This is a genomic window from Salinivibrio sp. PR6, from assembly GCF_001995955.1.
Lineage (GTDB): Bacteria > Pseudomonadota > Gammaproteobacteria > Enterobacterales > Vibrionaceae > Salinivibrio > Salinivibrio siamensis.
In genome coordinates this window covers 256081-278845 of record NZ_MUFA01000007.1, presented here as the reverse complement: position 1 = coordinate 278845, position 22765 = coordinate 256081, and the positions used below count along the sequence as shown (strand labels likewise).

General features: G+C 50.4%; 23 protein-coding genes. 15 read left to right on the top strand and 8 right to left on the bottom strand.

Annotation, left to right across the window (positions count from 1 at the left end):
- The first annotated feature begins 28 nt into the window (after positions 1 to 28).
- The gene (gene ppnN / locus BZG72_RS08550; protein WP_077607288.1) at positions 29 to 1384 is read left to right on the top strand and encodes a nucleotide 5'-monophosphate nucleosidase PpnN; all 1356 of its coding nucleotides are present in this window, start codon (positions 29 to 31) and stop codon (positions 1382 to 1384) included.
- A gap of 116 nt (positions 1385 to 1500) precedes the next feature.
- Positions 1501 to 2292 carry a flap endonuclease Xni gene (gene xni / locus BZG72_RS08545; RefSeq protein WP_108743037.1) on the top strand — a complete coding sequence of 264 codons (792 nt, stop codon included), beginning with the start codon at positions 1501 to 1503 and terminating at the stop codon, positions 2290 to 2292.
- 85 nt (positions 2293 to 2377) lie between these two features.
- Here the strand turns inward: xni and rlmM are convergent, their stop codons facing one another.
- From rlmM to BZG72_RS08525, 4 genes are all read right to left on the bottom strand, one after another.
- A complete protein-coding gene (gene rlmM, locus BZG72_RS08540) occupies positions 2378 to 3454 on the bottom strand; it encodes a 23S rRNA (cytidine(2498)-2'-O)-methyltransferase RlmM (protein ID WP_077666573.1) in 1077 nt (358 codons plus the stop codon).
- Positions 3455 to 3573: 119 nt separating this feature from the next.
- Entirely contained in the window at positions 3574 to 3954 is a 381-nt protein-coding gene (locus BZG72_RS08535) for a DUF423 domain-containing protein (RefSeq protein ID WP_077666551.1), read from the bottom strand.
- Positions 3951 to 4589 (bottom strand): alpha/beta family hydrolase, encoded by a 639-nt coding sequence (locus tag BZG72_RS08530; RefSeq protein WP_077666550.1) that lies wholly within the window; start codon positions 4587 to 4589, stop codon positions 3951 to 3953. Before BZG72_RS08530 ends, BZG72_RS08535 begins: the two co-directional genes overlap by 4 nt.
- On the bottom strand, positions 4586 to 5491 hold the full coding sequence (locus tag BZG72_RS08525; RefSeq protein ID WP_046074158.1) for a transcriptional regulator GcvA: 906 nt from the start codon (positions 5489 to 5491) through the stop codon (positions 4586 to 4588). The genes BZG72_RS08530 and BZG72_RS08525 overlap by 4 nt, the downstream gene beginning before the upstream one ends.
- 356 nt (positions 5492 to 5847) lie before the next feature.
- Between BZG72_RS08525 and BZG72_RS08520 the strand changes: the two genes are divergently transcribed.
- The 8 genes from BZG72_RS08520 (at position 5848) to BZG72_RS08485 (ending at position 13999) form a co-directional block, all read left to right on the top strand.
- Complete coding sequence (locus tag BZG72_RS08520; RefSeq protein ID WP_077666549.1) at positions 5848 to 7059, top strand: aminotransferase class V-fold PLP-dependent enzyme; 1212 nt, start codon at positions 5848 to 5850, stop codon at positions 7057 to 7059.
- A gap of 19 nt (positions 7060 to 7078) precedes the next feature.
- On the top strand, positions 7079 to 7504 hold the full coding sequence (gene csdE, locus BZG72_RS08515; RefSeq protein WP_046074156.1) for a cysteine desulfurase sulfur acceptor subunit CsdE: 426 nt from the start codon (positions 7079 to 7081) through the stop codon (positions 7502 to 7504).
- A 504-nt stretch (positions 7505 to 8008) separates the two neighbouring features.
- Positions 8009 to 8749 carry an SDR family oxidoreductase gene (locus BZG72_RS08510; RefSeq protein WP_046074155.1) on the top strand — a complete coding sequence of 247 codons (741 nt, stop codon included), beginning with the start codon at positions 8009 to 8011 and terminating at the stop codon, positions 8747 to 8749.
- 15 nt (positions 8750 to 8764) lie between these two features.
- Positions 8765 to 9976: an acetyl-CoA C-acetyltransferase gene (locus BZG72_RS08505; protein WP_046074154.1), complete on the top strand. Its 1212-nt coding sequence runs from the start codon at positions 8765 to 8767 to the stop codon at positions 9974 to 9976.
- A 58-nt stretch (positions 9977 to 10034) separates the two neighbouring features.
- Complete coding sequence (locus tag BZG72_RS08500; RefSeq protein WP_046074153.1) at positions 10035 to 10382, top strand: phasin family protein; 348 nt, start codon at positions 10035 to 10037, stop codon at positions 10380 to 10382.
- A gap of 79 nt (positions 10383 to 10461) precedes the next feature.
- On the top strand, positions 10462 to 12285 hold the full coding sequence (gene phaC / locus BZG72_RS08495; RefSeq protein ID WP_046074152.1) for a class I poly(R)-hydroxyalkanoic acid synthase: 1824 nt from the start codon (positions 10462 to 10464) through the stop codon (positions 12283 to 12285).
- Positions 12286 to 12464: 179 nt separating this feature from the next.
- Positions 12465 to 13181, top strand: a complete 717-nt coding sequence (locus BZG72_RS08490) for a substrate-binding periplasmic protein (protein WP_158010031.1) — start codon at positions 12465 to 12467, stop codon at positions 13179 to 13181.
- A gap of 38 nt (positions 13182 to 13219) precedes the next feature.
- Positions 13220 to 13999 carry a substrate-binding periplasmic protein gene (locus BZG72_RS08485; RefSeq protein WP_046074150.1) on the top strand — a complete coding sequence of 260 codons (780 nt, stop codon included), beginning with the start codon at positions 13220 to 13222 and terminating at the stop codon, positions 13997 to 13999.
- 7 nt (positions 14000 to 14006) lie between these two features.
- On the opposite strand, the gene tcdA is transcribed toward BZG72_RS08485, so the two are convergent.
- Entirely contained in the window at positions 14007 to 14822 is an 816-nt protein-coding gene (tcdA, locus tag BZG72_RS08480) for a tRNA cyclic N6-threonylcarbamoyladenosine(37) synthase TcdA (protein ID WP_077666548.1), read from the bottom strand.
- A gap of 32 nt (positions 14823 to 14854) precedes the next feature.
- Positions 14855 to 15772 carry a LysR substrate-binding domain-containing protein gene (locus BZG72_RS08475; protein WP_158075456.1) on the bottom strand — a complete coding sequence of 306 codons (918 nt, stop codon included), beginning with the start codon at positions 15770 to 15772 and terminating at the stop codon, positions 14855 to 14857.
- Positions 15773 to 15871: 99 nt separating this feature from the next.
- Here BZG72_RS08475 and BZG72_RS08470 point away from each other — a divergent pair, with 99 nt between their 5' ends.
- The 3 genes from BZG72_RS08470 to BZG72_RS08460 all read left to right on the top strand — a co-directional run bounded on the left by BZG72_RS08470 (position 15872) and on the right by BZG72_RS08460 (position 19180).
- On the top strand, positions 15872 to 17197 hold the full coding sequence (locus tag BZG72_RS08470) for an aspartate aminotransferase family protein (RefSeq protein ID WP_077666546.1): 1326 nt from the start codon (positions 15872 to 15874) through the stop codon (positions 17195 to 17197).
- Between the two features lie 41 nt (positions 17198 to 17238).
- Complete coding sequence (locus BZG72_RS08465) at positions 17239 to 18066, top strand: 3-keto-5-aminohexanoate cleavage protein (RefSeq protein ID WP_077666545.1); 828 nt, start codon at positions 17239 to 17241, stop codon at positions 18064 to 18066.
- A 142-nt stretch (positions 18067 to 18208) separates the two neighbouring features.
- A complete protein-coding gene (locus tag BZG72_RS08460) occupies positions 18209 to 19180 on the top strand; it encodes a TAXI family TRAP transporter solute-binding subunit (protein WP_077666544.1) in 972 nt (323 codons plus the stop codon).
- Positions 19181 to 19255: 75 nt separating this feature from the next.
- Here the strand turns inward: BZG72_RS08460 and mltA are convergent, their stop codons facing one another.
- Entirely contained in the window at positions 19256 to 20335 is a 1080-nt protein-coding gene (gene mltA / locus BZG72_RS08455) for a murein transglycosylase A (protein WP_077666543.1), read from the bottom strand.
- Between the two features lie 235 nt (positions 20336 to 20570).
- Here mltA and BZG72_RS08450 point away from each other — a divergent pair, with 235 nt between their 5' ends.
- Positions 20571 to 20795, top strand: coding sequence for a hypothetical protein (locus BZG72_RS08450; RefSeq protein ID WP_046074144.1), 225 nt, complete (start codon positions 20571 to 20573; stop codon positions 20793 to 20795).
- Positions 20796 to 20825: 30 nt separating this feature from the next.
- Here BZG72_RS08450 and BZG72_RS08445 read toward each other — a convergent pair whose 3' ends face one another.
- Positions 20826 to 21182: a DUF2850 domain-containing protein gene (locus tag BZG72_RS08445; protein WP_046074143.1), complete on the bottom strand. Its 357-nt coding sequence runs from the start codon at positions 21180 to 21182 to the stop codon at positions 20826 to 20828.
- A 252-nt stretch (positions 21183 to 21434) separates the two neighbouring features.
- Between BZG72_RS08445 and argA the strand changes: the two genes are divergently transcribed.
- A complete protein-coding gene (argA, locus tag BZG72_RS08440) occupies positions 21435 to 22760 on the top strand; it encodes an amino-acid N-acetyltransferase (RefSeq protein WP_046074142.1) in 1326 nt (441 codons plus the stop codon).
- The last annotated feature ends 5 nt before the right edge of the window (positions 22761 to 22765 follow it).

The following is a 22765-nucleotide window of genomic DNA, read 5'->3' as shown; positions in this document are numbered from 1 at the left end:
GGATGTCGGCGTGTAAGAGGTTGTCGCTATGATCACACACATTAGTCCGATTGGAACGATGGATCTGCTTTCTCAAATCGAGGTCGATCGTTTAAAAGCCAGCGCCAGCAGTGATCTGTACCGCTTATACCGCAACTGCTCATTGGCCGTTTTAAATTCAGGCAGCCATACAGACAGCTCCAAAGCACTTCTTGAAAAACACGCCAACTTTGAAATTCGCGTGTTGCGCCGAGAGCGGGGCATCAAACTCGAGCTGGTTAATCCACCGGATCATGCCTTTGTCGACGGTAAGATCATTCGCGGCATTCAAGAGCATATGTTCTCGGTACTACGCGACATTATTCACGTCAATGTGCAGCTCGAGCATAGTCCTGCCCTCAACCTCGATAGCTCACCGCATATCACTAACTTAATATTCGGTATCTTGCGTAATGCGAAAACGCTCCGTCCGCGAGTCGATCCTAATTTAGTGGTTTGCTGGGGGGGGCATTCAATCAACGACATCGAATATCAATACACGCGTGAAGTGGGTCATGAGCTTGGTCTGCGTGAACTAGATATTTGTACGGGGTGTGGCCCTGGTGCGATGGAGGGGCCAATGAAAGGCGCAGCCATCGGCCATGCCAAGCAGCGCACGTATGACAGCCGCTTTATTGGCTTAACCGAGCCCTCTATTATCGCTGCTGAGCCGCCGAACCCTATGGTTAACGAGCTGGTGATCATGCCAGATATTGAAAAGCGCCTAGAGGCATTTGTCCGTATCGCGCATGGGATTGTCATTTTCCCAGGTGGCGCAGGGACAGCGGAAGAGCTGCTGTATATTCTTGGCATCATGATGCACCCTGATAACCGCTCACAGCCTTTGCCTATCGTGTTAACCGGCCCGAAAGAAAGTGAAGATTACTTTCGCGATATCGATGCCTTTATTCGTGATGTATTGGGCGAGGAAGCCACCCAATATTATGAAATCGTGATTGACGATCCAGCCAAAGCCGCACGATTAATGAAAAATGCCATGCCTGCCGTCAAAGAGCATCGCAAAGCCACCGGCGATGCCTACTCGTACAATTGGTCATTGAAAATCGAGCCGGACTTCCAACATCCCTTTGCGCCAACACACGAAAACATGGCTAACCTCAACTTGCACATGAATCAGCGCCCAGAGTTACTCGCTTCAGCGTTACGTCAGGCATTCTCGGGCATTGTGGCAGGGAATGTTAAAGACGAGGGGATGCGCAATATCGAGCAACACGGCCCATTTAAAATTGATGGGGACAAGTATTTGATGGCAAAAATGGACAAACTGTTACAAAGCTTCGTCGACCAACAACGGATGAAGCTGCCAGGCACCGCCTATGTGCCGTGCTATGAGATTGTTTCCTAGCCCGAACGCGCACTGAGCCGGCGAGCTGTCGATAACCTGCATCTCGCACACTGCGTTATGCCACTAACACAGGTATAATGCGCGGCTCATGCTGCGCGTTATTACTGGTTTTTATTATGTCTAACCTCCATGTTGTCATTATCGATGCAATGAACCTCATTCGCCGTGTCCACGCGGCTCAGCCTGAAGGCGATGCCATCGACACCACGGTGAATGCCTGCCTCAAAACCCTCAATAAAATCATCAATCATAGCCAGCCGAGCCATATTATTGCTGTCTTTGATCACCTGGGTAATGATCGTGGCTGGCGCGCAGAGATCTTGCCGGCATACAAACAACACCGTAAACCAATGCCTGCAGTACTCGAGCAAGGGTTAGATGCGATTCAAGATGCATTTTGGCAGCACGGCGTCGACTCGTTGCTTTCTCAAGGCGATGAAGCTGACGACATGATTGCCACCCTGGCTTTAAAAGTGGCCGAGCGCCGGCAAGATGTCACAATCGTATCGACTGACAAAGGCTACTGTCAGCTATTGCAACCGACAGTCAGGATCCGCGATTACTTTCAGCAGCGCTGGTTAGATCTCGCCTTCGTCCAATCACAATTCGGCGTTCGTCCAGAGCAGCTTTGCGATTTTTGGGGGCTCGCAGGGATCAGCAGTAGTGAGATCAGTGGCGTGCCAGGGATCGGTCCCAAAACGGCCGCCAGCTTGCTGAGCGACTATGCCACTATCGATGCAGTGTTCGCTGCTGAGGATCTGGCACCAAAGTGGCAAAAAAAACTCAACGGTCATTATGAGCTGGCTCAACGTTGTAAAAAGGTCGCGCAACTAAAAACGGATATCCCACTAGGCTTTAACCTACAAGATATCCGTTTTGAACCTGCCGCTGAGGGCCAACCCTCGTAACCGTATTCAGTGGTGATGAAGTTCAGTGGTGATGAATAAGTATAAAGCCGGTATGCGGTGCTAAGATAGGCCCACACTGCTGCATCTAGCGCTGACGTTTTACCCGCCGTAAGTGCACCGTGATTTCCTCGCGATCATGGTACAGATGCTTCGCGCGCATTTCATACGCCACCTTGTAGTCATCAAGAAATGCACCTAAGGTGTCGAGGTTCTCCGTCACCTGCTCATAGCGGCGGCTCATGGGCAATTTCAAATTAAATATTGCTTCTTTTGCCCACCCTTCAATCAGCCACTCACCCATCAATTGGGCCACACGAGAAGGCTTTTCAATCATATCGCACACCAGCCAAGTGACATTTTTTCGCGTAGGCTCAAATTTAAATCCATCTTCGGCGTGATGAAACACTTGCCCTGTATCCATGAGCTTTTCATCCATCGCCCCGTTATCCACCGCGTGGACAAACATCGAGCGCTTGACCAATTGATAGGTCCAACCTCCCGGACACGCACCTAAATCGACCGCCCACATGCCGGGCGCTAAACGCGTCTCCCATTCTTGCTTGGGAATAAAGTGATGAAACGCCTCTTCCAATTTTAAGGTGGAGCGACTCGGCGCATCAGCCGGAAACTTCATGCGTGGTAACCCCATATAATGCGGGGAGTTATTGGTTGTCAGTGAATAGCCGATCAAACAGGTGCCTGGGGCGGTAAAGCACACGTGGATCACCGGCTTTTTCGGGTTATCCTTTGCCAGCATCACGCCTTGCTTACGTAGCGCCTGACGCAATGGCACGGTGAACTTGCGACAGAATTTCAACAGGGCTTTCGCTTCATCATTATCTGGGGTTTCCACCCGTAAGTCGCCGCCTTTGGGTAAACGCTCGCCCACTGCCAAAATCGGTGAAATACGATCGTCAGGGTCAAGCTCAGAAAGAGACGCGGTGATAGCGATCATTTGCCGGGCAAAAATCAGTGAGTCTAGCGGGAGATCACGAACAACACGCTCGGCATCGCCCTCTTGGTAACACTCAAACAGGACATACGCACTGTTATTGACCACGCGCGGGAACCCATATACCCCCATGTCGGTGGTTTTTTGTTGGATCTCTGCGGCACAGTCTTTCTCAAACCCCGCACGACAATAAAGCAGAACCTGATTCATAACACCCTCTGGCTCGAACATATCACCACGCTGTGTGGCGGTAAAAATAAGCTGCGCATTATATCTGCCATCCAGACCAGAAAGAAATGCCCGCGAGGCTTTTATTCATGTCAGCGGACTCAGCGCTGATAAGAACGCCAGGCTCCTATGGCTAGCCCCACCCAGCCGATCAGAAAGCTCACACCTCCCATTGGGGTAATGGGCCCAAGCCAATACCAAGATGTCAGCGCCAGGAGGTATAAGCTACCACTAAACGCCACAACACCGATAAGCCAAGCCCAAGCTACAATGGCAAAACAGCGAGAAGAAACCTGGGAGGCGACACCGCAAATCCCCAATAAGGCGAGACTGTGCCACATTTGGTAGTCTACGCCCGTTTTAAAAATGGCTAACTGATAATCTGACAGCACCGCTTTTAATCCATGCGCGGCAAAAGCGCCTAGCCCCACGGCTAACCCTGCGCCGATCGCCGCTACACACACCCAATGATGTAATTTCATCCTTGCTGACCTTGTTGTTCAATAAACCGATGTAGGCTATCCACCGCCCACTGGCGATTGCCTGACTCTGTATACCCTGAGGCTTTACGAGGCTTAAAGCTATGATCGCCATCCGGGACAACAATCACTTGAACCGAGGGAGACAGCGGATAATGCATCACTTCGTCTTCACGGCCGAACGTATCGCGTGCACCTTGTATAATCAGCAGTGGACGCTCAACGGTCGCCAGATGCGCTCCTTTATACTTTTCCGGCTTCCCTGGGGGATGGAATGGAAAGCCCAAACAAATCCCCCCACTGACAGAGGCATGACCAGTCAAATGACTCGCCATACGCCCACCCATCGACTTACCAGCTAACCATAATCGGCTCCCAGCAGGGCGCAAACCATCCACGTGCTCAATCACAGACTCAAAATGGGCAAGTAATTTTGGAGCGCGATCGGGCGGGCGCTTTTTTCCCTCTTGCTCGCGCTTTTCCATATAGGGAAAGTTAAATCGCACCACTTTGCAGTGTTTCCCTATCCGCGCGGCCATATCAGCCATGAACTCGTGATCCTTTCCAGCGCCCGCACCATGGGCAAAAATCACCCAGTCTGTTGCCGTTTCCGGCCCGTCAACCTCTAAACCTGTCATAAATTCATTTTCTCTTGTTCTTTCGCTGCCGTCGCCAACATCCATTCTCGGAATGCGGTAATACGTCCGGTATCCGCATCGCGTTGCTGGCTGACCAAGTAGAAGCCATTATCGCTCTTTAGTACTTGCTCGAAAGGCTGAACCAAGCGCCCAGATGCTAACTCTGGTTGAGAAAGCACATTGTTTCCTAGCGCGACACCTTGCCCATGTGCCGCCGCCTGCAACACCATGGATGAGTGACTAAAAATCGGCCCATGCTCAACATTCACCTCACTAAGTTGATGGGCTTTCGCAAATGCTTTCCATTCTTTACGCGAGCGGTCATGCAATAAAACATGATGAACCAAATCATCTGGGGTTTGTAGAGGCTGCCCTGACTCCAGTAGCAGTGGAGAACACACAGGCAATAAGCATTCTTGATACAAAAGATCGCAGCGCAATCCCGTCCAGTGTCCCCGGCCATAGTAAATGGCAACATCGACATCATCGGTCAGAGACCCTTCTTCCAAATCAACCGCTTTTATCCGAACATCAATATCAGGGTGCGCTGTATTAAAATCAGCTAATCGAGGTACTAGCCATTGAATCGCAAAACTGGGCGGCAAACTAATCGTCAGCGCCCCTTTAGCACTGCGTTCCAGCACTTTATCCGTCGCATAGGAAAGCTCAGAGAAAATATCTTTTATATCAAGAAAGTATCCTTGTCCTTCTTCGGTCAATAGTAACGAACGGTTACGCCGGCGGAAAAGCTTCAAACCAAGAAACTCCTCTAATGCCTTGATTTGATGACTGACTGCCGCTTGAGTCACAAACAGCTCTTCTGCCGCTCGCGTAAAGCTCAAATGTCGTGCGGCTGCTTCAAACACACGCAACGCGTTGAGTGGGGGAAGACGCCTCGCCATATGCTGACACCTCTATGCATTAATTTTTCTAATCGTTGGCATTATAAATTGTCGATTGCTGATATACCAGCAAACTCCTATAGTGCTCCCCGCATCCACTTGTGACGTCTCTCTATTTAGACTGTTTCCGTGGTTGCGATGTTGTGTTTGCATTTGTCTAACACTGGTTAGACAGGTAGTCGTATCTACCACTTTTAACTTCCTGTATTTTGACATTGTCTGTCATTACATATTTGTTGGCACTGAGCGTCGCTCAGTGCTTTTTTTTGTCTGTAATAAGGCGCGAACCAACAACAGACTTGAGTTACATCCACGAGATAGCGATCATAGACGGGATTTTATTTCGGACGATAACTATGACCGACGGTTTTGATCCCCATTTCCTACGCGCCCAGTTTCCCGCTTTTGATACGCCAGGCTGGGTATATCTAGACAGTGCTGCTACTGCCCAAAAGCCGCAGTCAGTGATTGATGCGATCAGTCGCAGCTATATGATGCCGGTTGCAAACGTCCATCGAGGCCAGCACCAAGCGTCCCTCTCCGCAACCGAACAGTTTGAGCAAGCGCGACGAGATGTAGCACATTTTATCGGTGCCAACCCACACAATATCGTCTGGACCCGGGGCGCGACAGAAGCCATTAATCTGATCGCCTATGGCCTAAGCCACTCGCTTACCCCACAAGACGAGATCCTGGTCAGCGAAATGGAGCACCATGCCAACCTGATCCCTTGGCAATTGATGGCACAACGCACGGGCGCTCAATTGGTAAAAATCCCCTGCTGCCCTCGCACGGGGCACTTAGATATGAAGGTATATCAGCAACGCTTAACCGTACGGACACGCATTGTTGCGATCAGTCATGTCAGCAATGTCACCGGCACCCGCCATCCTATCGAGGAAATGACCCAGCTGGCGCACAAAGTTGGTGCCACCGTGATCATTGATGGCGCACAAGGTATCGTCCATGAGCCTGTCAGTATGCAAACACTGGACACTGACTATTATGTTTTTTCTGGCCATAAACTTTATGGTCCCACAGGAATTGGCGTCTTGTATGGAAAATCAGAAGCGCTGAGCGCGCTCTCGCCTTTCCACGGGGGTGGGAAGATGATCACAGACGTGTCGTTTGACCATCATACTCTCGCCCCCGTTCCCGCTCGTTTTGAAGCAGGCACGCCTAACACCGCCGGCGCAATTGGCTTTGCCGCTGCCATTCATTGGCTCCAACAACAAGACAGCCAAGCAGTGGAGGCACACATAGCAAGCTGTTACCAACAACTTATAGAAGCTTTACGCACGAGGCCGCGCATTCATTTGATCGCGCCACAGGCGACCAGTTCTATGGTCTCTTTTGTCGTGCGTGACGAGCATCATGCCGATGTAGCTGAATTGTTGGCCCAGCAAGGTATTGCTGTTCGCTCTGGCCATCATTGTGCCCATCCTTTTATTAAGGCGCTTGGGGTCGATGGCACCATCAGGGTCTCTCTAGCGGCCTACAATACACACCAGGATATCGCACAGTTTATTGCAGCATTAGATAAGACCCTGGATCTACTCGACATTTAATCATAAGGCAGGATAGACAATGGCGTTACCCCATCACCCTTTTGGCACCGAGCTTAACCAAGCGACGGTCACCGAGATGCTCGCGCAACACACCAGCTGGGAAGATAAATACCGACAATTGATTTTGTGGGGAAAACGGCTACCAACCTTTACTGATGCACAAAAACAAACAGCAAGCCAAGTACACGGCTGTGAGAGCGCGGTTTGGTTTCTCCATCAGGCAGAGGGGGACACCCATTACTTTGCCGCCGACTCCAACGCCAGAATTGTTAAAGGCTTATTAGCGATCGTGCTTGCCTGTGTTCACGGTCAACACGGTAATGCCATTCATACCCTCGATATAGACCGCATTTTCCAGCAAGCGGGACTGGCGCACCATTTAAGTGAGTCACGCACCAATGGCTTGCACGCTATCATTGAATACATTCATCAGGTCACTCGTTAGTTCTTTATCCACGTGGTGGCGTGTCGCCACCGCTCTCCACTCAACGCACAAACAGTGATCATTTTCTGACCACACTGTCCATTTAAAAAGGCAGTTTTCAACATAAAGCCACCAACCTGACCATTAATGCAATCCATTTCATGGACTTAGTCAAGCAGTGGGCAATTCGATTTAAAATCAACAAAAACAAACACAAAACAAACATTATTTTAACAATTGATTGCAGTGTTTCCTCATTAGTATGACCAAGATCTCGAATGCGGAACATGGGGTTTTTATACTTTGCGTATTTGTCTAGATTCGTTAGCTTAGAAGCAGGCAGTCATAAAAGGGTCACACCAATCCGTTAGGCTGCCTAACAATATCGGCAGAATGATAAGTTGATTTTTGGCACAACTATTGCTGCTGTGAGAAAAAGATGACTGTAATTCTGGTTTGAAGTGGTTCCAGATGCGGCTTCAGGCATCTCGTTTAGTTTGCTTGTTGTAGTGAATGGAGTCATAAATGAAAAAACTGGCATTAGTAACCGGCGCGAAAGGCGGGATAGGATCAGCAATTACCGAGAAATTGGTGGAAGATGGATACCGCGTCATCGCGACCCACTTTACAGGGGGAGCGGAGTGCGCCCAAGAGTGGTTTGACGAAAAGAAATTTAACCACGACCAAGTTCGTTTGTTTGAGCTTGATGTCACCGATACCGAACAATGCGCCTCACGGATTGCTAAGCTACTCGAGGAAGAAGGCACGGTGGATGTACTGGTAAACAATGCTGGTATTACCCGCGACAGTGTGTTCAAGAAAATGAATGCCTCACAATGGCATGATGTCATTAATACCAACCTCAACAGCCTCTTTAACGTCACTCAGCCCTTGTTCGCCGCCATGTGCGAAAAAGGAGGAGGACGCATCATTAATATCTCATCCGTCAATGGCCAAAAAGGCCAATTTGGCCAAGCCAACTATGCCGCCGCCAAAGCCGGCATGATGGGCTTCAGTAAGTCACTCGCGGCAGAAGGGGCGCGGGCCGGTGTCACTGTCAATGTCGTGGCGCCAGGCTATACCGCGACACCAATGGTTACCGCCATGCGCGACGATGTGTTGGAGTCAATCACCAACCAGATCCCGATGAAGCGCTTGGCCAAGCCAGAAGAAATTGCGGCATCGGTGGCTTACCTTGCCAGCGACGCAGGCGCTTACATTACGGGTGAGACGCTGTCGGTAAACGGCGGCCTCTACATGCAATAAATCAAGGATAGATTGATGGAACGTATTTTTATTGTGGCGGCAAAACGCACCGCCATCGGTGCCTTCTCAGGCACGCTCAAAGACGTCCCAACGGGGCAACTGGCCGCTTACGCCATTAAAGGCGCGCTAAGTGAAACATCACTTGCCCCAACCGCGATTGATGAAGTCATCGTGGGTAACGTGGTCAGCGCAGGACAAGGGATGGGGATCGGCCGTCAAGCTGCGATTTACGCGGATATCCCGACCCATGTCCCTGCGTATTCAATCAATATGGTCTGTGGTAGCGGCATGAAAAGTATCATGGATGCTGTCACCCATATCCGAGCCGGCGATGCACAGGTTGTCGTCGCGGCTGGGGTTGAAAACATGTCACAAATCCCATTTGCGGCAGCGGGTAACCTCCGCACTGGGCAAAAAATGGGCAACTTCGCCATGAAAGACTTGCTCATTAATGACGGGCTTACCGATGTGTACAACCAATATCACATGGGAGTCACCGCCGAAAACGTTGCCAAAGAAGTCGGGATTACCCGTGAGCAACAAGATAGCTTTGCGCTTAGCAGCCAACAAAAAGCCGTTTCAGCCATTGAAGCGGGTCGGTTTAAAGATGAAATCATCCCGATTGAGATTAAGCAGCGCAAGCAAACCATTACTTTTGATACCGATGAGTACCCAAAAGCAGACGCCACGCTAGAGGGCCTCAGCAAGTTGCGCCCAGCATTTGATAAAGAAGGCTCAGTAACGGCCGGTAACGCCTCGGGTATCAATGATGGCGCGAGTGCGGTGATCCTCGCGTCTGAGTCCGCAGTCAAAGAACACGGGCTGACACCACTCGCAGAAGTTGCCGCCTACGCTCAGCACGGTGTCGATCCGAGCATCATGGGCTTAGGCCCAGTGGGGGCTGTCAATACGGCATTGGAGAAAGCCAACCTGACTCTCGACACCATTGATTTATTTGAGCTTAATGAAGCATTTGCAGCACAAGCACTGGGGGTCATACACCAATTGGCGGAGCACCACAAAACAACACCTGATGCGATATTGGCGCGTGCCAATGTCAACGGCGGTGCCATTGCACTCGGTCATCCGCTCGGGGCATCAGGTAACCGCATTGTGGTGACCTTGCTACACGAGCTCGCGCGAAGAGGCGAAACCCACGGGGTGGCTTCTTTGTGTATTGGCGGCGGCATGGGTACAGCTTTAATTGTTAAGCGTACACAAGCATAAACGGACACTTGCGACCTTGGGTTAGAAACCCATACACAACACTATCAGGAGATACACCATGTACACAGATATGTTTAAAGCGTTTTCTGAGCAATCTGAAAAAGCCCTGGCTCCCTATGTTAATTTCAACAAGTTGGTAGCCAAAAATGTTGAGACGCTGACTGAGCTACAAATGAATGCTATGCGCACCTATAGCGAGCTCGGTCTAGAGCAAATGAAAGCAGCCAGCGAAGTGAAAGATGTCTCAAGTATGACGTCATTCAGCAGCCAACAGCTGGCCGCTTTGACCAAGCTGTCTCAGCAAATGATGGATGACAGCGCCAAGCTGCAAAACATCGCCAAAGAGTTTAAAGAAGATATCGACAAACTCACGGCTGAGAATATGAAAGCCGGCACCCCAGCTTAAAGGCAGGGTTTTTGCACTAGTGCCTGCTGTCATTGACGGCAGGCCTTTGTAGTGCTTATCCGATCAAGAGGGCAAGACTATGTTTCATCACTTCTTTTCGGACTACCTTGCCAGGCTGCAAGAACAAAACCAGCAATGGTGGCAGGATCTTGAGCAGGGCAAGGCAGCCGTAAATACACCGTTCAATCAAGCCATGCAGGAAGTCAGCCTGCAAGACACTGCTCAGTTGCTGGAAGGCGCGGCTCAACAACCCGCTGCACTTCTACAAGTGCAAATGCAGTGGTGGGAACAACAGATGCAAATCTGGCAGAACGCCATGCTCGCGCGTGATAACACGGGAGAGGTAGTGAGCGAAGGCAGCGACGATAAACGTTTTAAGGATAAGGCTTGGCAGGAAGATGTCCTTTACAACTTTATCAAACAGTCCTATCTGCTGTTTGGGCGTACCTATATGGAAACCATCGATGCCATTGAAGGCCTTGATGATAAAACCCGTGAACGTCTCTCATTTTTCTCACGCCAAGCGATTAACGCCATGGCCCCGAGTAATTATATTGCGACTAACCCTGAACTGCTTAAAATGACATTGGAGTCTCAGGGCGAAAATCTACTGCGCGGCATGGAACAGCTTAAGCAGGATATGGAGTCTAGTGCGGATATTCTTAAAGTGCGCATGACCAATAATAACGCGTTTCGCGTGGGTGATGATGTCGCCAACACACCTGGCGACGTGGTGTATAAAAATGAGTTATTCGAACTCATTCAGTATCGTCCGATGACGGAAAAAGTGCATACCACCCCCATCTTGGTCGTGCCTCCGTTCATCAACAAATACTATATTCTCGACTTACGCGAGAAAAACTCACTGGTTCGTTGGTTGGTTGAACAAGGGCATACGGTATTCTTGATGTCCTGGCGTAACCCCTCTGCCGAACAAGCCGAAATTGGTTTCGAAGACTACGTGACCCAAGGCACCGTCAAGGCGGTCAGTGCCATCGAAGACATTACCGGCCAATCACAGATTAACGGTGTGGGTTACTGTATCGGTGGTACCGTTCTGGCTTGTACTATCGCCTACTATGCCGCGAAGCGCATGAAAGCACGGATTAAATCGGCGAGTTTCTTCACCACCTTACTCGACTTCTCGCAGCCGGGGGAAATTGGTGCCTATATCAATGACAGCTTGATTCGAGCCATTGAAGCGCAAAACACGGCGCGTGGTTATATGGATGGCCGTTCACTCAGCGTCACCTTCAGCCTACTTCGTGAAAACAGCTTGTACTGGAACTACTATATTGAGAATTACCTCAAAGGTAACAGTCCTGTCGACTTTGATTTGCTGTATTGGAACAGTGACAGCACCAATGTCGCCGCGAAGACACATAACTTTATCCTGCGCGATTTGTACCTTGAAAACAAACTGGTGCAGGACAAGGGGGTGAAAGTTGGAGGTGTCTGGATTGATCTCAATAAGATCAAAGTGCCCAGCTATTTCATTTCAACCAAAGAAGATCACATCGCGCTTTGGCAAGGCACCTATCGTGGTGCACTGAATGTTGGCGGGAATAAAACCTTTGTACTGGGCGAGTCAGGGCATATTGCCGGTATCGTGAACCACCCCGTGAAGAAAAAATACGGTTTTTGGACCAACGATAGCTTGCCTGATAGTGCCGATGAGTGGCTCGATAATGCGTCACATCACACTGGCTCTTGGTGGACCCACTGGGAAAAATGGTTACGTAGCTACAGTCCAGAAGAACAAGTGGAGCCATACTCAATAGGCTCTGAGACCTATCCTGTGCTTGATACGGCGCCCGGCGAATATGTTCGCCACGTCCTGCCTATTGAAGCGGAGGCTCAGCAAGCTCAGGCAACGCCAACCCCTGAAGAAGAACAGGCCTGATCAAACGTCACAGCCTGCGTCTCAATATTGAGAATAGTGGTGCACACTCGGTGGTAAACGCTGAGGTGCACCTTTTTTTATATGATTGAACTACACTCAAAGCCATGGAAGCAAAACGGTGTAGCGTCAATATGAGATGGGCATGGTACTGTCTATTAACCACTCTTCTTTTCATTTCGATGAGCGTACAGGCTCAAACACTGCGCCTGACATCGGGTGAATATGCCCCCTTTATTACTCAGACTGTGCCTGATGGAGGCCCGATCACTGAAATCGTGATGCAGGCGGCGCAAGAGGCAGACATCGCGGTATCACTGGGTTATTTCCCATGGCATCAGTCGATGAATCTCGCTCAAACCGGCGAATGGGACGGCACCATAGGCTGGGCCTACACACAAGAACGTGCGAATAACTTCATCTACTCGGACCCAATTTATACCGAAAGCGTTGGCTTTTTCTACCTTACCGAACGCGAGTTTGATTGGCAGTCCCCACAAGATCTTGATGGCTTTGCCATCGGGGTGACCAAAGGCTTTATTGACGTTAAGACACTGACTGAACTGCAAAAGTCAGGCGTCGACGTTAAAATCCAAGAATTCCTTGATGAAAAATCAAAAATCGATGCGCTACTCGCTCAGCAAATCGACTTGGCGTTAGGCAACATAGACGTACTCAAAAGGGTGATCGCACAAGAGGTGGCCCCCAGCCAAAAACAAAACGTTGCCCATCATCCGCGACCAATAAGAATTACCCCGCTGTACGTTTTATTTAGCCGACAAACAAAGCAAAGCTATGATCAGGCAGAGCGCTTTAACAAAGCATTACGGCGACTCAAAGCGGATGGGCGGTATCAAATGATCTGGAGTCATTTTCGCCACGCCCACTACAATCATTAGGCCTTGGCCGTAACGACGTTTTATATCTTGGAGGTGTTATGCGGCGAATACTGCTCGTGACCCTGCTCCTTTATTTACCTTCCATCGCCGCCGCACAGGTTCAGCTAAAATTGTTGGCAGGCGATTACCCCCCTTTCCTCTCAGATCGCTTAGCGCATCAAGGGGTGATTGCCTATATCGTTAAAGAAGCAGGGAAGCGACAAGGACTAGAGATAGAGATCGCGTTTACACTTTGGCAGCAAGCAAAAATGAAGGCGCAAGAAGGCGCGGTTCATGGGACCGTTGGCTGGGGCTACACCCCAAAACGTGAAAATGACTTTGTTTACTCTGCTCCCATTTATACCGAAACCGTGGTGTTTTTTCATCTCAAAAACCGACACTTTGATTGGCAGTCGTTAGCCAGCCTAAACGGCTTACGCGTCGGGATCAGCGAGAGCTATATAGAAGATGCCATGCTGGCAAACTTTAATCAGCAAGGTGGCGACGTGGTGATACGCCGCTATCCTAACGAAGTCGAGAAGCTGCGCAGCTTACTCACTGGCGAAACCGATGTGATTATTGGTAACCAATATGTAGTGATGGATATCCTACGCACTGTGATGCCTGATGACACGCGTCAGCACATTACTTTTCACCCTACCCCTCTGCGTGTCACCCCCCTTCATGTTCTACTGAGTCGCCAGCATCCTGAGAGCACACGCTGGGTAGAACGCTTAAACCGTGGTATTCATCAACTCAAAAGCAGTGGCGATTACCAAAGAGCATGGAGTGCGTTTCGTATGGGCGAATTTGGCTTACGCGCCCTTCCCCCAGAGTAAAGCAGACTCAGCTAGCCTGATCGCGACGCTGATCAGCAGCGATTAGCTTTTGTAAAATGCGCGAGACAGCGACAAAACCAAAACTCGCGGTCACCATGGTTGCCGCCCCAAAACCACTGGCACAGTCCATGCGTTTGGGTCCCTCGGCTGACACTTTGCTTTCACACACACTGCCATCAGGCTGAGGGTATTTGAGCTGCTCGGTAGAATACACGCAATCAATGCCAAACTTACGTCCCTGGGTTTTCGTGAAGCCATGAAAACGACGAAGGTTGTTACGCAGCTTCGCCGCGAGCGGGTCTTGAATCGTTTTAGTCAAATCCGCCACTTGGATCTGAGTGGGGTCGATCTGTCCACCCGCACCACCCACGGTAATGACTTTGATTTTGTGCCGCTTGCAGTGAGCCAATAGAGCCGTTTTGGGCTTGATGCTATCAATAGCATCAAGCACATAATCAAAGCGCTTGTCGATGTACTCAGCAATATTATCCGGCGAGATAAAGTCATCAATCACAGTCACTTGGCATTCTGGATTGATCGCCGCGACACGCTCAGCCATCACCTCGCTTTTGCTTTGGCCGATAGTCTCTTTCAAAGCATGAATTTGACGATTGGTGTTGGTGACACACACATCATCCATATCAATTAATGTCATTGCCCCCACACCGGTTCGCGCTAACGATTCTGCCGCCCACGAGCCAACACCACCAATGCCAATCACACAGATGTGGCTTTGACTAAATACTTCGAGCGCACGCTGGCCGTAGAGCCTTGCGGTGCCTCCAAAACGTTGCCAATAGGCATCTGATAACTGGCGTGTCATACCCGTCTCTTTGTTCATCAAACCGAGGGGCGTTATACCGACTTGCTCGATAATTGTCTAGCGGGATCCCGCGCAAAGCGGTCACAAAGCCAATGCACAACTTGGCTAACGCCTGCGGCGCGCTGCTTGTAGCTTGCACTGTAGAGGTAATAACCATAGCCGCTATCAATACCTAGCCCCAAAGGATTCACGACTTTTCCTTGTCGCAGACTGGTTGTCGCCATAAAGGTAGGAATTAATGCCATCCCCATGCCTTGCTGCACCCCCTCCAATGCCATAAAAAAGTGCTCAAACCCCGCGCCATACTGCGGGTTGCTATCCGTTAAGCCAAATTGCTGCCAAAAATGTTCCCACAGTGTCGGCCTGGTCAGGTGAGAAAGCACCGGCACCGTAGCAAGTAGCGCCGCACGCTCAATAGGCTGAGGGACAATAGCGGCAGCGGCTAATAAAGATAGGTGTTCATTAGCCAGACAGATTGACTGGGAGCCTGCTTGTTGATGTGGCTGGCAACGGATGAGGATATCAACCTCTTTTTCTTTCCCCTGCGGAATAGAATCACTCGCGCTGACCGTCACCGATACCGACGGATAACGAGCTTTAAAGTCTTGTAGTTGCGGGATTAACCACAGACTGGCAAAAGATGGCGGCACCAGCAAGCTGACCGACTCTTGCTGGACACTCTGTTGACGTGCGTAAGCCGTCGCGTTGGCAATTTCATGGATCCCTGAGGAGACTGATTGAAGATAATTCTCTCCAATGGCATTGAGCACCACCCCATACGCAGTCCGCGCAAACAAGGGTTGTCCAATCCACTGCTCTAGCTGTTGGATTTGTTTACTGATAGTACTTTGACTGACATGCAATACCTTAGCCGCTTCCGAAAAGCTGCCTTGCTGGGCGACCACTACAAACGCTTGTAACACTCGCATCGATGGCAAACGCGCTTCCATTCCCATTCCTTTTTTTCATGCCTGGTGAAAATATATCCTTTGTCGCGCAAAATACAATCGGTTCATACTCATGTGCAAACGTCACTATGAGGCAATCGTATGAGCCACGTATTTCATCGCCACTGTCATCACGAGCTTCCTACTATCGCGAGCGGTCACGGCATGTATCTGACTGACACGCAGGGAAAGCGCTACCTAGATGCATGTGGCGGTGCCGCGGTATCTTGCCTTGGTCATCATCATCCTGCGGTATTGGATGCGATTCGCGCCCAACTCGAGGCTATTCCCTATGCGCATACTGGCTTTTTTACCTCCGAGACCAGTGAAGCACTGGCCGACATACTCACTGACTTAGCACCGGCGACGATCAATCATGCCTACTTGGTCAGTGGCGGATCAGAGGCGATGGAAGCGGCATTAAAACTGGCACGTCAATATTGGGTGGAAGTTGGCCAGCCGCAGCGCCAACACTTTATTGCCCGACGCCAAAGCTACCACGGCAACACACTTGGCGCGCTGTCCGTGGGAGGTAACGCATGGCGTCGCGCGCCCTTTGCACCTTTATTAATGGATACCAGTCTGATTGCTCCCTGTTACGCCTATCGCGATCAGCGTCCCGATGAGACCGCTTACGAATATGGTCAGCGGGTGGCCAACGAGCTTGAAGCCATGCTGTTAGAAAAAGGTCCGGAGAATGTCATCGGGTTTGTGGCTGAGCCTGTCGTTGGCGCGACAGCTGGCGCATTGACGGCGGAAGCAGGCTACTTTACGCGTATTCGTGAGATCTGCGACCAATACAATATTTTGCTGATCCTCGATGAAGTAATGTGCGGTACGGGACGCACTGGGCGCTTTTTCGCCTTTGAGCATGAACATATCGTTCCAGATATAGTGGCTATCGCCAAAGGGCTAGCCGCCGGTTATCAGCCTATTGGCGCGACGCTTGTGGCTGACCCTATCTACAACGCGATCGCTAACGGCTCGGGCTTTTTCCAACATGGCCACACCTTTATGGCACACCCTACTGCCTGTGCTGCAGGGCTCGCCACATTAAAAGCAATCCAGCAAGATAGTCTAATAGACGCCGCCGGCCAGCAGGGAGAGGCGTTAAAAGCCACCCTCACTCATCATTTTCATTCCCATCCTTTTGTCGGCGACATTCGTGGCCGAGGACTCTTTCTCGCGCTTGAGTTGGTGGCAGATAAAGCGTCAAAGCAGCCTTTTTCGTCTACATTGCCGCTAGCGAAACAAATCAAACAAACCGCGCTGGAAAACGGCCTGATGTGCTATCCCATGGGCGGCACCATTGATGGCAAACAAGGACACCATATTTTATTGGCGCCTCCTTACATCATTAAACAGCCACATATTGATGAGATAGCCGAAAAACTAAGGATAACCTTAGACACCTGTTTGCCACACTAAGCAAGTCTGTCTTGCTCTCAACCCAGGCTTAAGGAGAAAAGATGACCGATACACGCACCATCATGGTTGCCCCCAATGGCGCGCGACTGCAGCCTTCCCAGCATCATGCCGTCCCCATTGATACGCCATCACTGATTAACTGCCTGCAAGCATGCGCTGACGCCGGTGCCGCCATGGCGCACATTCATGCACGAGATGAGTCTGGCGCGCATAGTTTGGATCCCATTCTCAATCATCGGCTTTATCAGCAAGTCCAAGATGCGGTCGGTGATCGCATGGTCATCCAACTCACGACCGAAGCCGTGGGTCGCTATCGCCCCTCAGAGCAAATCGCGTTAGTGAAAGCCGTAAAGCCTGAGGCCGTCTCCATTGCGCTAAGAGAGCTGGTACCTGGTCCCTCCGAAACGGCCGAGGCCAGAACATTTTTTGCGTGGCTACATCACCATGCTGTTTACACGCAGTTTATTCTCTATCACCCCCAAGATGTGGCGCGCTATCGTCAGCTACGTCACTCCGGCATTATCCCGCCAAAGGGGCACCATTTATTGTTCGTCGCAGGCCGGGATCAAAGCCCCCCATTTGGCCACCCAGAAGACATCATCGCCATGTGGCAAGCGCTCCCCGACCATGACAACCTGCAATGGTCAGCCTGTGCATTTGGCCACCATGAGATCCGCTGTCTAACGACCGCCGCGCTCCTAGGAGGAGACATACGAATCGGCTTTGAAAACAACACCCAACGCGTTGATCAACGCCAGGCCATAGATAACGCAGCTCAGATCACAGATTTACGCAACACACTGGAAAAGCTGGGATATTGTACTAAACCTGTACAAGCACTAAGGCAAACCATGACCCAATCGTTTTAACCCAATACAATTGCTTGCAAATATTGTTAAAAGATTGAAAAAATAGCGCGGTGACACTTTTTTGTCATATTGTCATTGAGTGTTATACAACTTCGAGGGTGCGCCCGGATAGCAACCTCTAACTTAAAAAGGAATCTTAAGCATGAAAGCGATGAAACCTACCCTGATTGCGCTCGGCTTTTCTGCCGCACTAGGAACCGCGGCAAGCGCGCAAGCGAACCAGTTTGTGACCATTGGTACTGGCGGTGTGACTGGTGTTTATTACCCAACAGGTGGCGCTATTTGTCGTCTCGTCAATAAGAGCAAAGATGACCACGGCATCCGCTGCTCGGTAGAGAGTACAGGCGGTTCAATCTACAACATCAACACCATTCGTGCTGGCGAGCTCGATATGGGTATCGCCCAATCTGACTGGCAGTACCATGCTTACAAAGGCACCAGTAAATTTAAAGATCAGGGCGAATTCAAAGAGCTTCGCGCCGTTTTCTCTATTCATCCAGAACCGTTTACCGTGGTAGCACGTGCCGATGCGGGCGTAAAAACCTTTGATGATCTGGAAGGCAAGCGCGTTAACATTGGTAACCCTGGCTCGGGCCAACGTGGCACCATCGAAGTATTGATGGATCAAATGGGCTGGGATATGGACAAGTTCGGCCAAATTTCTGAGCTAAAAGCGGCCGAGCAATCCAAAGCGCTGTGTGATAACAAAATTGATGCCATGGTGTACACCGTGGGTCACCCAAGTGGTGCTATCCAGGAAGCGACTACCGCATGTGACAGCGTATTGGTTGAAGTCGCGAACGATGCAGCTAAACAGCTGATTGAAGATCGTGACTATTATCGCCAAGCCACTATCCCTGGCGGTATGTACCGCGGTAACGACAACGACGTCACCACCTTTGGTGTGGGTGCGACATTCGTTTCTTCCACACAAGTTCCAGAAGACGTTATCTACAACGTGGTTAAAGCGGTATTTGAAAACTTTGACGACTTCCGCCGTCTCCACCCTGCATTCGCTAACCTGAAGAAAGAAGAGATGGTAAAAGACGGCCTGTCTGCTCCCCTTCACCCAGGTGCAGCGCGTTACTACCGTGAAGCCGGGTTGATTGAATAATCAAACCCCGCTTACCAAAAAGCGAGCGTTAGACGCTCGCTTTTTTATTTTCTAAGGGCCTCACCTAACCCGTTATTATGGCTGGCTCACCATTTGTGGCGCTAAGGCGTCCAGTTTCCAAACCCGACCAAAGTGCTTGTAATGCCCGGCTTGCTCGCCTGCTTTACGGCCCATACCATGATACAAGTCCAGATGATTCTCTTTCACCGCGCCACCGGTATCTAATGCCATCAGAAGCTTTAATACATGCTCGCCCGTCCATTTGCCTTGCTCATCCAACTGAGGCACTTCAGCCAGTAACACAGAGCCCATGGGTAAATAACGTCTATCCGCCGCCACTGACGCCCCGGCTTTCAATGGAATACCTGCCGTACCACTGACAGGATCAGCTGCCTTAGGGGTAAAGAAAACATAAGAGGGATTTTGCTCGAGTAATTCACGCACTTCATCTTTACTGTGGGCAGCCACCCACTCTTGGATCGCTTTCAGCGACATTTCTTCGCGCGGCACTTCCCCCCTCTCGATCAGTACTTTTCCAATGCTGACATAAGGGTGACCATTCTTGCCACCGTAGGCAAAATACTCCAGTTGGTCGTTATCGCCAAAATGCACAAAGCCGCTGCCTTGTACTTCCATAATAAAACTATCGATAAGGGAGGCGCTGTAGCCCAGCTCTAAGCCCTGCCCATCCAACGCCCCAGCATAGATAGCAGCACGGTCTGGACAGTCATCACCACAAGGGGGCTTGGCGTAGACAGGATAGCGGAACAGGGCATCCGGTTGGTGACGCATCTCTATCACAGGAGAAAAATAACCGGTAAACATCACGTTACCAAAATCATCTCCCCCTGCCATTTGGTTCACCCCTAAGCCATAATCCGCAAGTGCCTCAATCTCGCCTCCCGCGTCCAACCAGGCTCGCAAACGCTGATAAACCGCTTGATGCTCAGCCACTAACGAGGGTGAGTTGGCAGTCACCTCCGCTAATTGCTCATTGAATAAACTAAAGTCTCGCGGGCTTTCAGAAACCACTTGTGGTACCGGGGTGAGTATCGATTCAAATCGCCCATCCACATATTGTTGGCCCCGGTCAGTGGGACGCATACACCCTGCGAGTGCCGCCACACACGCCATCACGACTAACGCTTTTTTCACACCATATTCCAATCAGTGAGTTAATAGCGCTAAGGCTCGCAAAAACCGCCCCGCTTCGCAATCAGTTCTCAACGTTAAGTTTGTAACTGTCTGCAAACCAATACAGATTTATTGTGACCCTATTCAGCTTACTTCCTTTACCAAGGCGACATTCATCAAAGTGTCATATAATTATTATGTACTGTCCTTGCAACAAAACTGCATAGAAAGTGCAACATAAAGGAGTAAAGCAGCGATGGATTTAAAAGTTGGGCGTTCAACGCTACTTGATAGTGATGCAGTGGAGTACCAATGGATCCGGATGATGGCCAGCGAAGGCTGCACACGCCAGGTGATTAATGCCAGTATTCAGCGTTGTCTAGGTGGTGATGCGCAAACCGCCGATCTCTTGCGAAAGGTGGCGACGAAACAGTGCTCGGTCAACGAGCTGCTCACCACGTTGGAATCACAGCACTACTGATCCAGGTCGCATTGGGGATAACACTTCCTCTTATGAGCGTTTATCTTTAGCAAAAAAAGATGTGTAGTGAGCAGGTTCAATACGCTCGAGCGTCTTTGCGTCTTCAACCCGATACAGGTAGGTTTCCGTTCCTATCGTGTATTTAAGCTGATCGCCATCAAACTGGTACTCAGTGGTGGCGCGACTCCCATTGGTGTAGACACCATCAGGACGTATTTCAAATCGGTCGGCTGCATAAGGGGCCACATCTTGTTCTACCCATTCGCCATAAAGCTGTTTGTCTGTCATATGTGGCGCAAACAGCTCTGGGCGGGTGGCCACGGTAAAACTCACCCAGCCCAGTACGAGAACAATCACCAGCATGATAAATTGTTTGGTTAACCGCACGCTACAACCTCACTTATTGGTTTTATTGTGATTTTAACGAACTAACTGACCCACATTGATAAACCACTTGCGAATCTTGAGAGATAGTTCCCAAACATTGCGCGAATAATGATAAACGTAGTGCAAAAAACATCACGATGCAGAGTACATCCTTGCCTCTCCTCTGCAATTATCTACTTGCTTGGGGGTTGACACGCACCGAACAAAAAGAATAAAAAGGCAATATTAGTGAATAATTAAACGGATGAGCGCGTGAAAATAAGAAGTACCGCCCTGGTTAAAGGATTTCGCCAATCGGCGCCGTATGTCAATGCTCACCGAGATAAAACCGCGGTGATCATGCTTGGCGGCGAGGCCATGGCGGATGAGAACTTTCAAAATATCGTCAATGATATCGCGCTACTCAATAGCCTAGGCATGAAGCTGGTATTGGTGTTTGGCGCCCGCCCGCAAATCAATCGCACCTTAAATCAGTACGGACTGGAAACACCGTATCACAAAGGAATACGCATCACCGACAGCCACGCGCTTGAAGTGGTCAAACAAGCCGCCGGCCAAGTGCAGCTCGACATTACGGCGCGTTTATCCATGGGGCTCAACAATACGCCCATGGCGGGCGCTCAAATTAATGTGATCAGTGGCAATTTTGTTATTGCTCAACCGTTGGGCGTCGACGAGGGCATTGATTACTGCCATAGTGGCAAAATTCGCCGCATCGACATTGACGGCATTCAGCGCCAGCTCGATCAAAACGCGATTGTGCTGATGGGGCCGGTAGCCAGCTCAGTGACGGGGGAATGCTTTAACCTCACCTCCGAAGAAGTGGCGACTCAAGTCGCGATTCGATTACGCGCAGATAAGTTGATTGGCTTTTGCTCCGAGCAAGGGGTCTTAAACCAAGACAATGAGGTGATTTCTGAGTTACTGCCCACCCAAGCCCAACCGCTTTTAGAAGCGAGAGAAGCCGCTGGCGATACTGGCTCTGGCACCAGTCGCTTTTTACGAGGCGCGATTGCCGCGTGTCGCGCGGGAGTCACCCGCAGTCATTTGATCAGCTATAAAAAAGACGGCGCCTTGATCCAAGAGCTGTTCTCGATTGAAGGGATCGGCACCCAGATCGTGATGGAGCGTGCCGAAAAAGTGCGCCAAGCCCAGATTGACGATATCGGTGGGATCTTGGATTTGATCCGCCCGTTGGAGCAACAAGGGATCCTAGTGCGCCGCTCGCGAGAACAATTGGAGCAAGAAATCCCCCGCTTTACCATCATCGAACGGGATGGATTAGTGATAGGCTGCGCTGCCCTCTACCCATTTAGTGAAGCGCGCACCGGCGAGATGGCGTGCGTCGCCATTCATCCGGATTATCGTGATGGCGACCGCGGCGTCATGCTGCTCAATCACCTCAAACAACGCGCCAAAGCCAAAGGGCTCGAAACCATTTTTGTGCTCACCACCCACAGTCTGCATTGGTTTTTGGAACAAGGCTTTTTGCTCTCTGATGTGTCGGCACTCCCCAACACTCGCCAAGAGCTGTACAACTATCAGCGTCGCTCTAAGGTGCTGACTTTAGCGCTTTAGCGGGT

What these genes read in the sequence shown, in the direction of transcription:
- BZG72_RS08450 (WP_046074144.1), top strand. Translation starts at nt 20,571, where the DNA reads ATGGATTTAAAAGTTGGGCGTTCAACGCTACTTGATAGTGATGCAGTG.
- BZG72_RS08460 (WP_077666544.1), top strand. Translation starts at nt 18,209, where the DNA reads ATGAAAGCGATGAAACCTACCCTGATTGCGCTCGGCTTTTCTGCCGCA.
- BZG72_RS08530 (WP_077666550.1), bottom strand. Translation starts at nt 4,589, where the DNA reads ATGACAGGTTTAGAGGTTGACGGGCCGGAAACGGCAACAGACTGGGTG.
- BZG72_RS08525 (WP_046074158.1), bottom strand. Translation starts at nt 5,491, where the DNA reads ATGGCGAGGCGTCTTCCCCCACTCAACGCGTTGCGTGTGTTTGAAGCA.
- BZG72_RS08465 (WP_077666545.1), top strand. Translation starts at nt 17,239, where the DNA reads ATGACCGATACACGCACCATCATGGTTGCCCCCAATGGCGCGCGACTG.
- xni (WP_108743037.1), top strand. Translation starts at nt 1,501, where the DNA reads ATGTCTAACCTCCATGTTGTCATTATCGATGCAATGAACCTCATTCGC.
- phaC (WP_046074152.1), top strand. Translation starts at nt 10,462, where the DNA reads ATGTTTCATCACTTCTTTTCGGACTACCTTGCCAGGCTGCAAGAACAA.
- BZG72_RS08475 (WP_158075456.1), bottom strand. Translation starts at nt 15,772, where the DNA reads ATGGAAGCGCGTTTGCCATCGATGCGAGTGTTACAAGCGTTTGTAGTG.
- BZG72_RS08485 (WP_046074150.1), top strand. Translation starts at nt 13,220, where the DNA reads ATGCGGCGAATACTGCTCGTGACCCTGCTCCTTTATTTACCTTCCATC.
- tcdA (WP_077666548.1), bottom strand. Translation starts at nt 14,822, where the DNA reads ATGACACGCCAGTTATCAGATGCCTATTGGCAACGTTTTGGAGGCACC.
- BZG72_RS08490 (WP_158010031.1), top strand. Translation starts at nt 12,465, where the DNA reads ATGAGCGTACAGGCTCAAACACTGCGCCTGACATCGGGTGAATATGCC.
- rlmM (WP_077666573.1), bottom strand. Translation starts at nt 3,454, where the DNA reads ATGAATCAGGTTCTGCTTTATTGTCGTGCGGGGTTTGAGAAAGACTGT.
- BZG72_RS08520 (WP_077666549.1), top strand. Translation starts at nt 5,848, where the DNA reads ATGACCGACGGTTTTGATCCCCATTTCCTACGCGCCCAGTTTCCCGCT.
- BZG72_RS08535 (WP_077666551.1), bottom strand. Translation starts at nt 3,954, where the DNA reads ATGAAATTACATCATTGGGTGTGTGTAGCGGCGATCGGCGCAGGGTTA.
- BZG72_RS08505 (WP_046074154.1), top strand. Translation starts at nt 8,765, where the DNA reads ATGGAACGTATTTTTATTGTGGCGGCAAAACGCACCGCCATCGGTGCC.
- csdE (WP_046074156.1), top strand. Translation starts at nt 7,079, where the DNA reads ATGGCGTTACCCCATCACCCTTTTGGCACCGAGCTTAACCAAGCGACG.
- BZG72_RS08470 (WP_077666546.1), top strand. Translation starts at nt 15,872, where the DNA reads ATGAGCCACGTATTTCATCGCCACTGTCATCACGAGCTTCCTACTATC.
- ppnN (WP_077607288.1), top strand. Translation starts at nt 29, where the DNA reads ATGATCACACACATTAGTCCGATTGGAACGATGGATCTGCTTTCTCAA.
- BZG72_RS08500 (WP_046074153.1), top strand. Translation starts at nt 10,035, where the DNA reads ATGTACACAGATATGTTTAAAGCGTTTTCTGAGCAATCTGAAAAAGCC.
- BZG72_RS08510 (WP_046074155.1), top strand. Translation starts at nt 8,009, where the DNA reads ATGAAAAAACTGGCATTAGTAACCGGCGCGAAAGGCGGGATAGGATCA.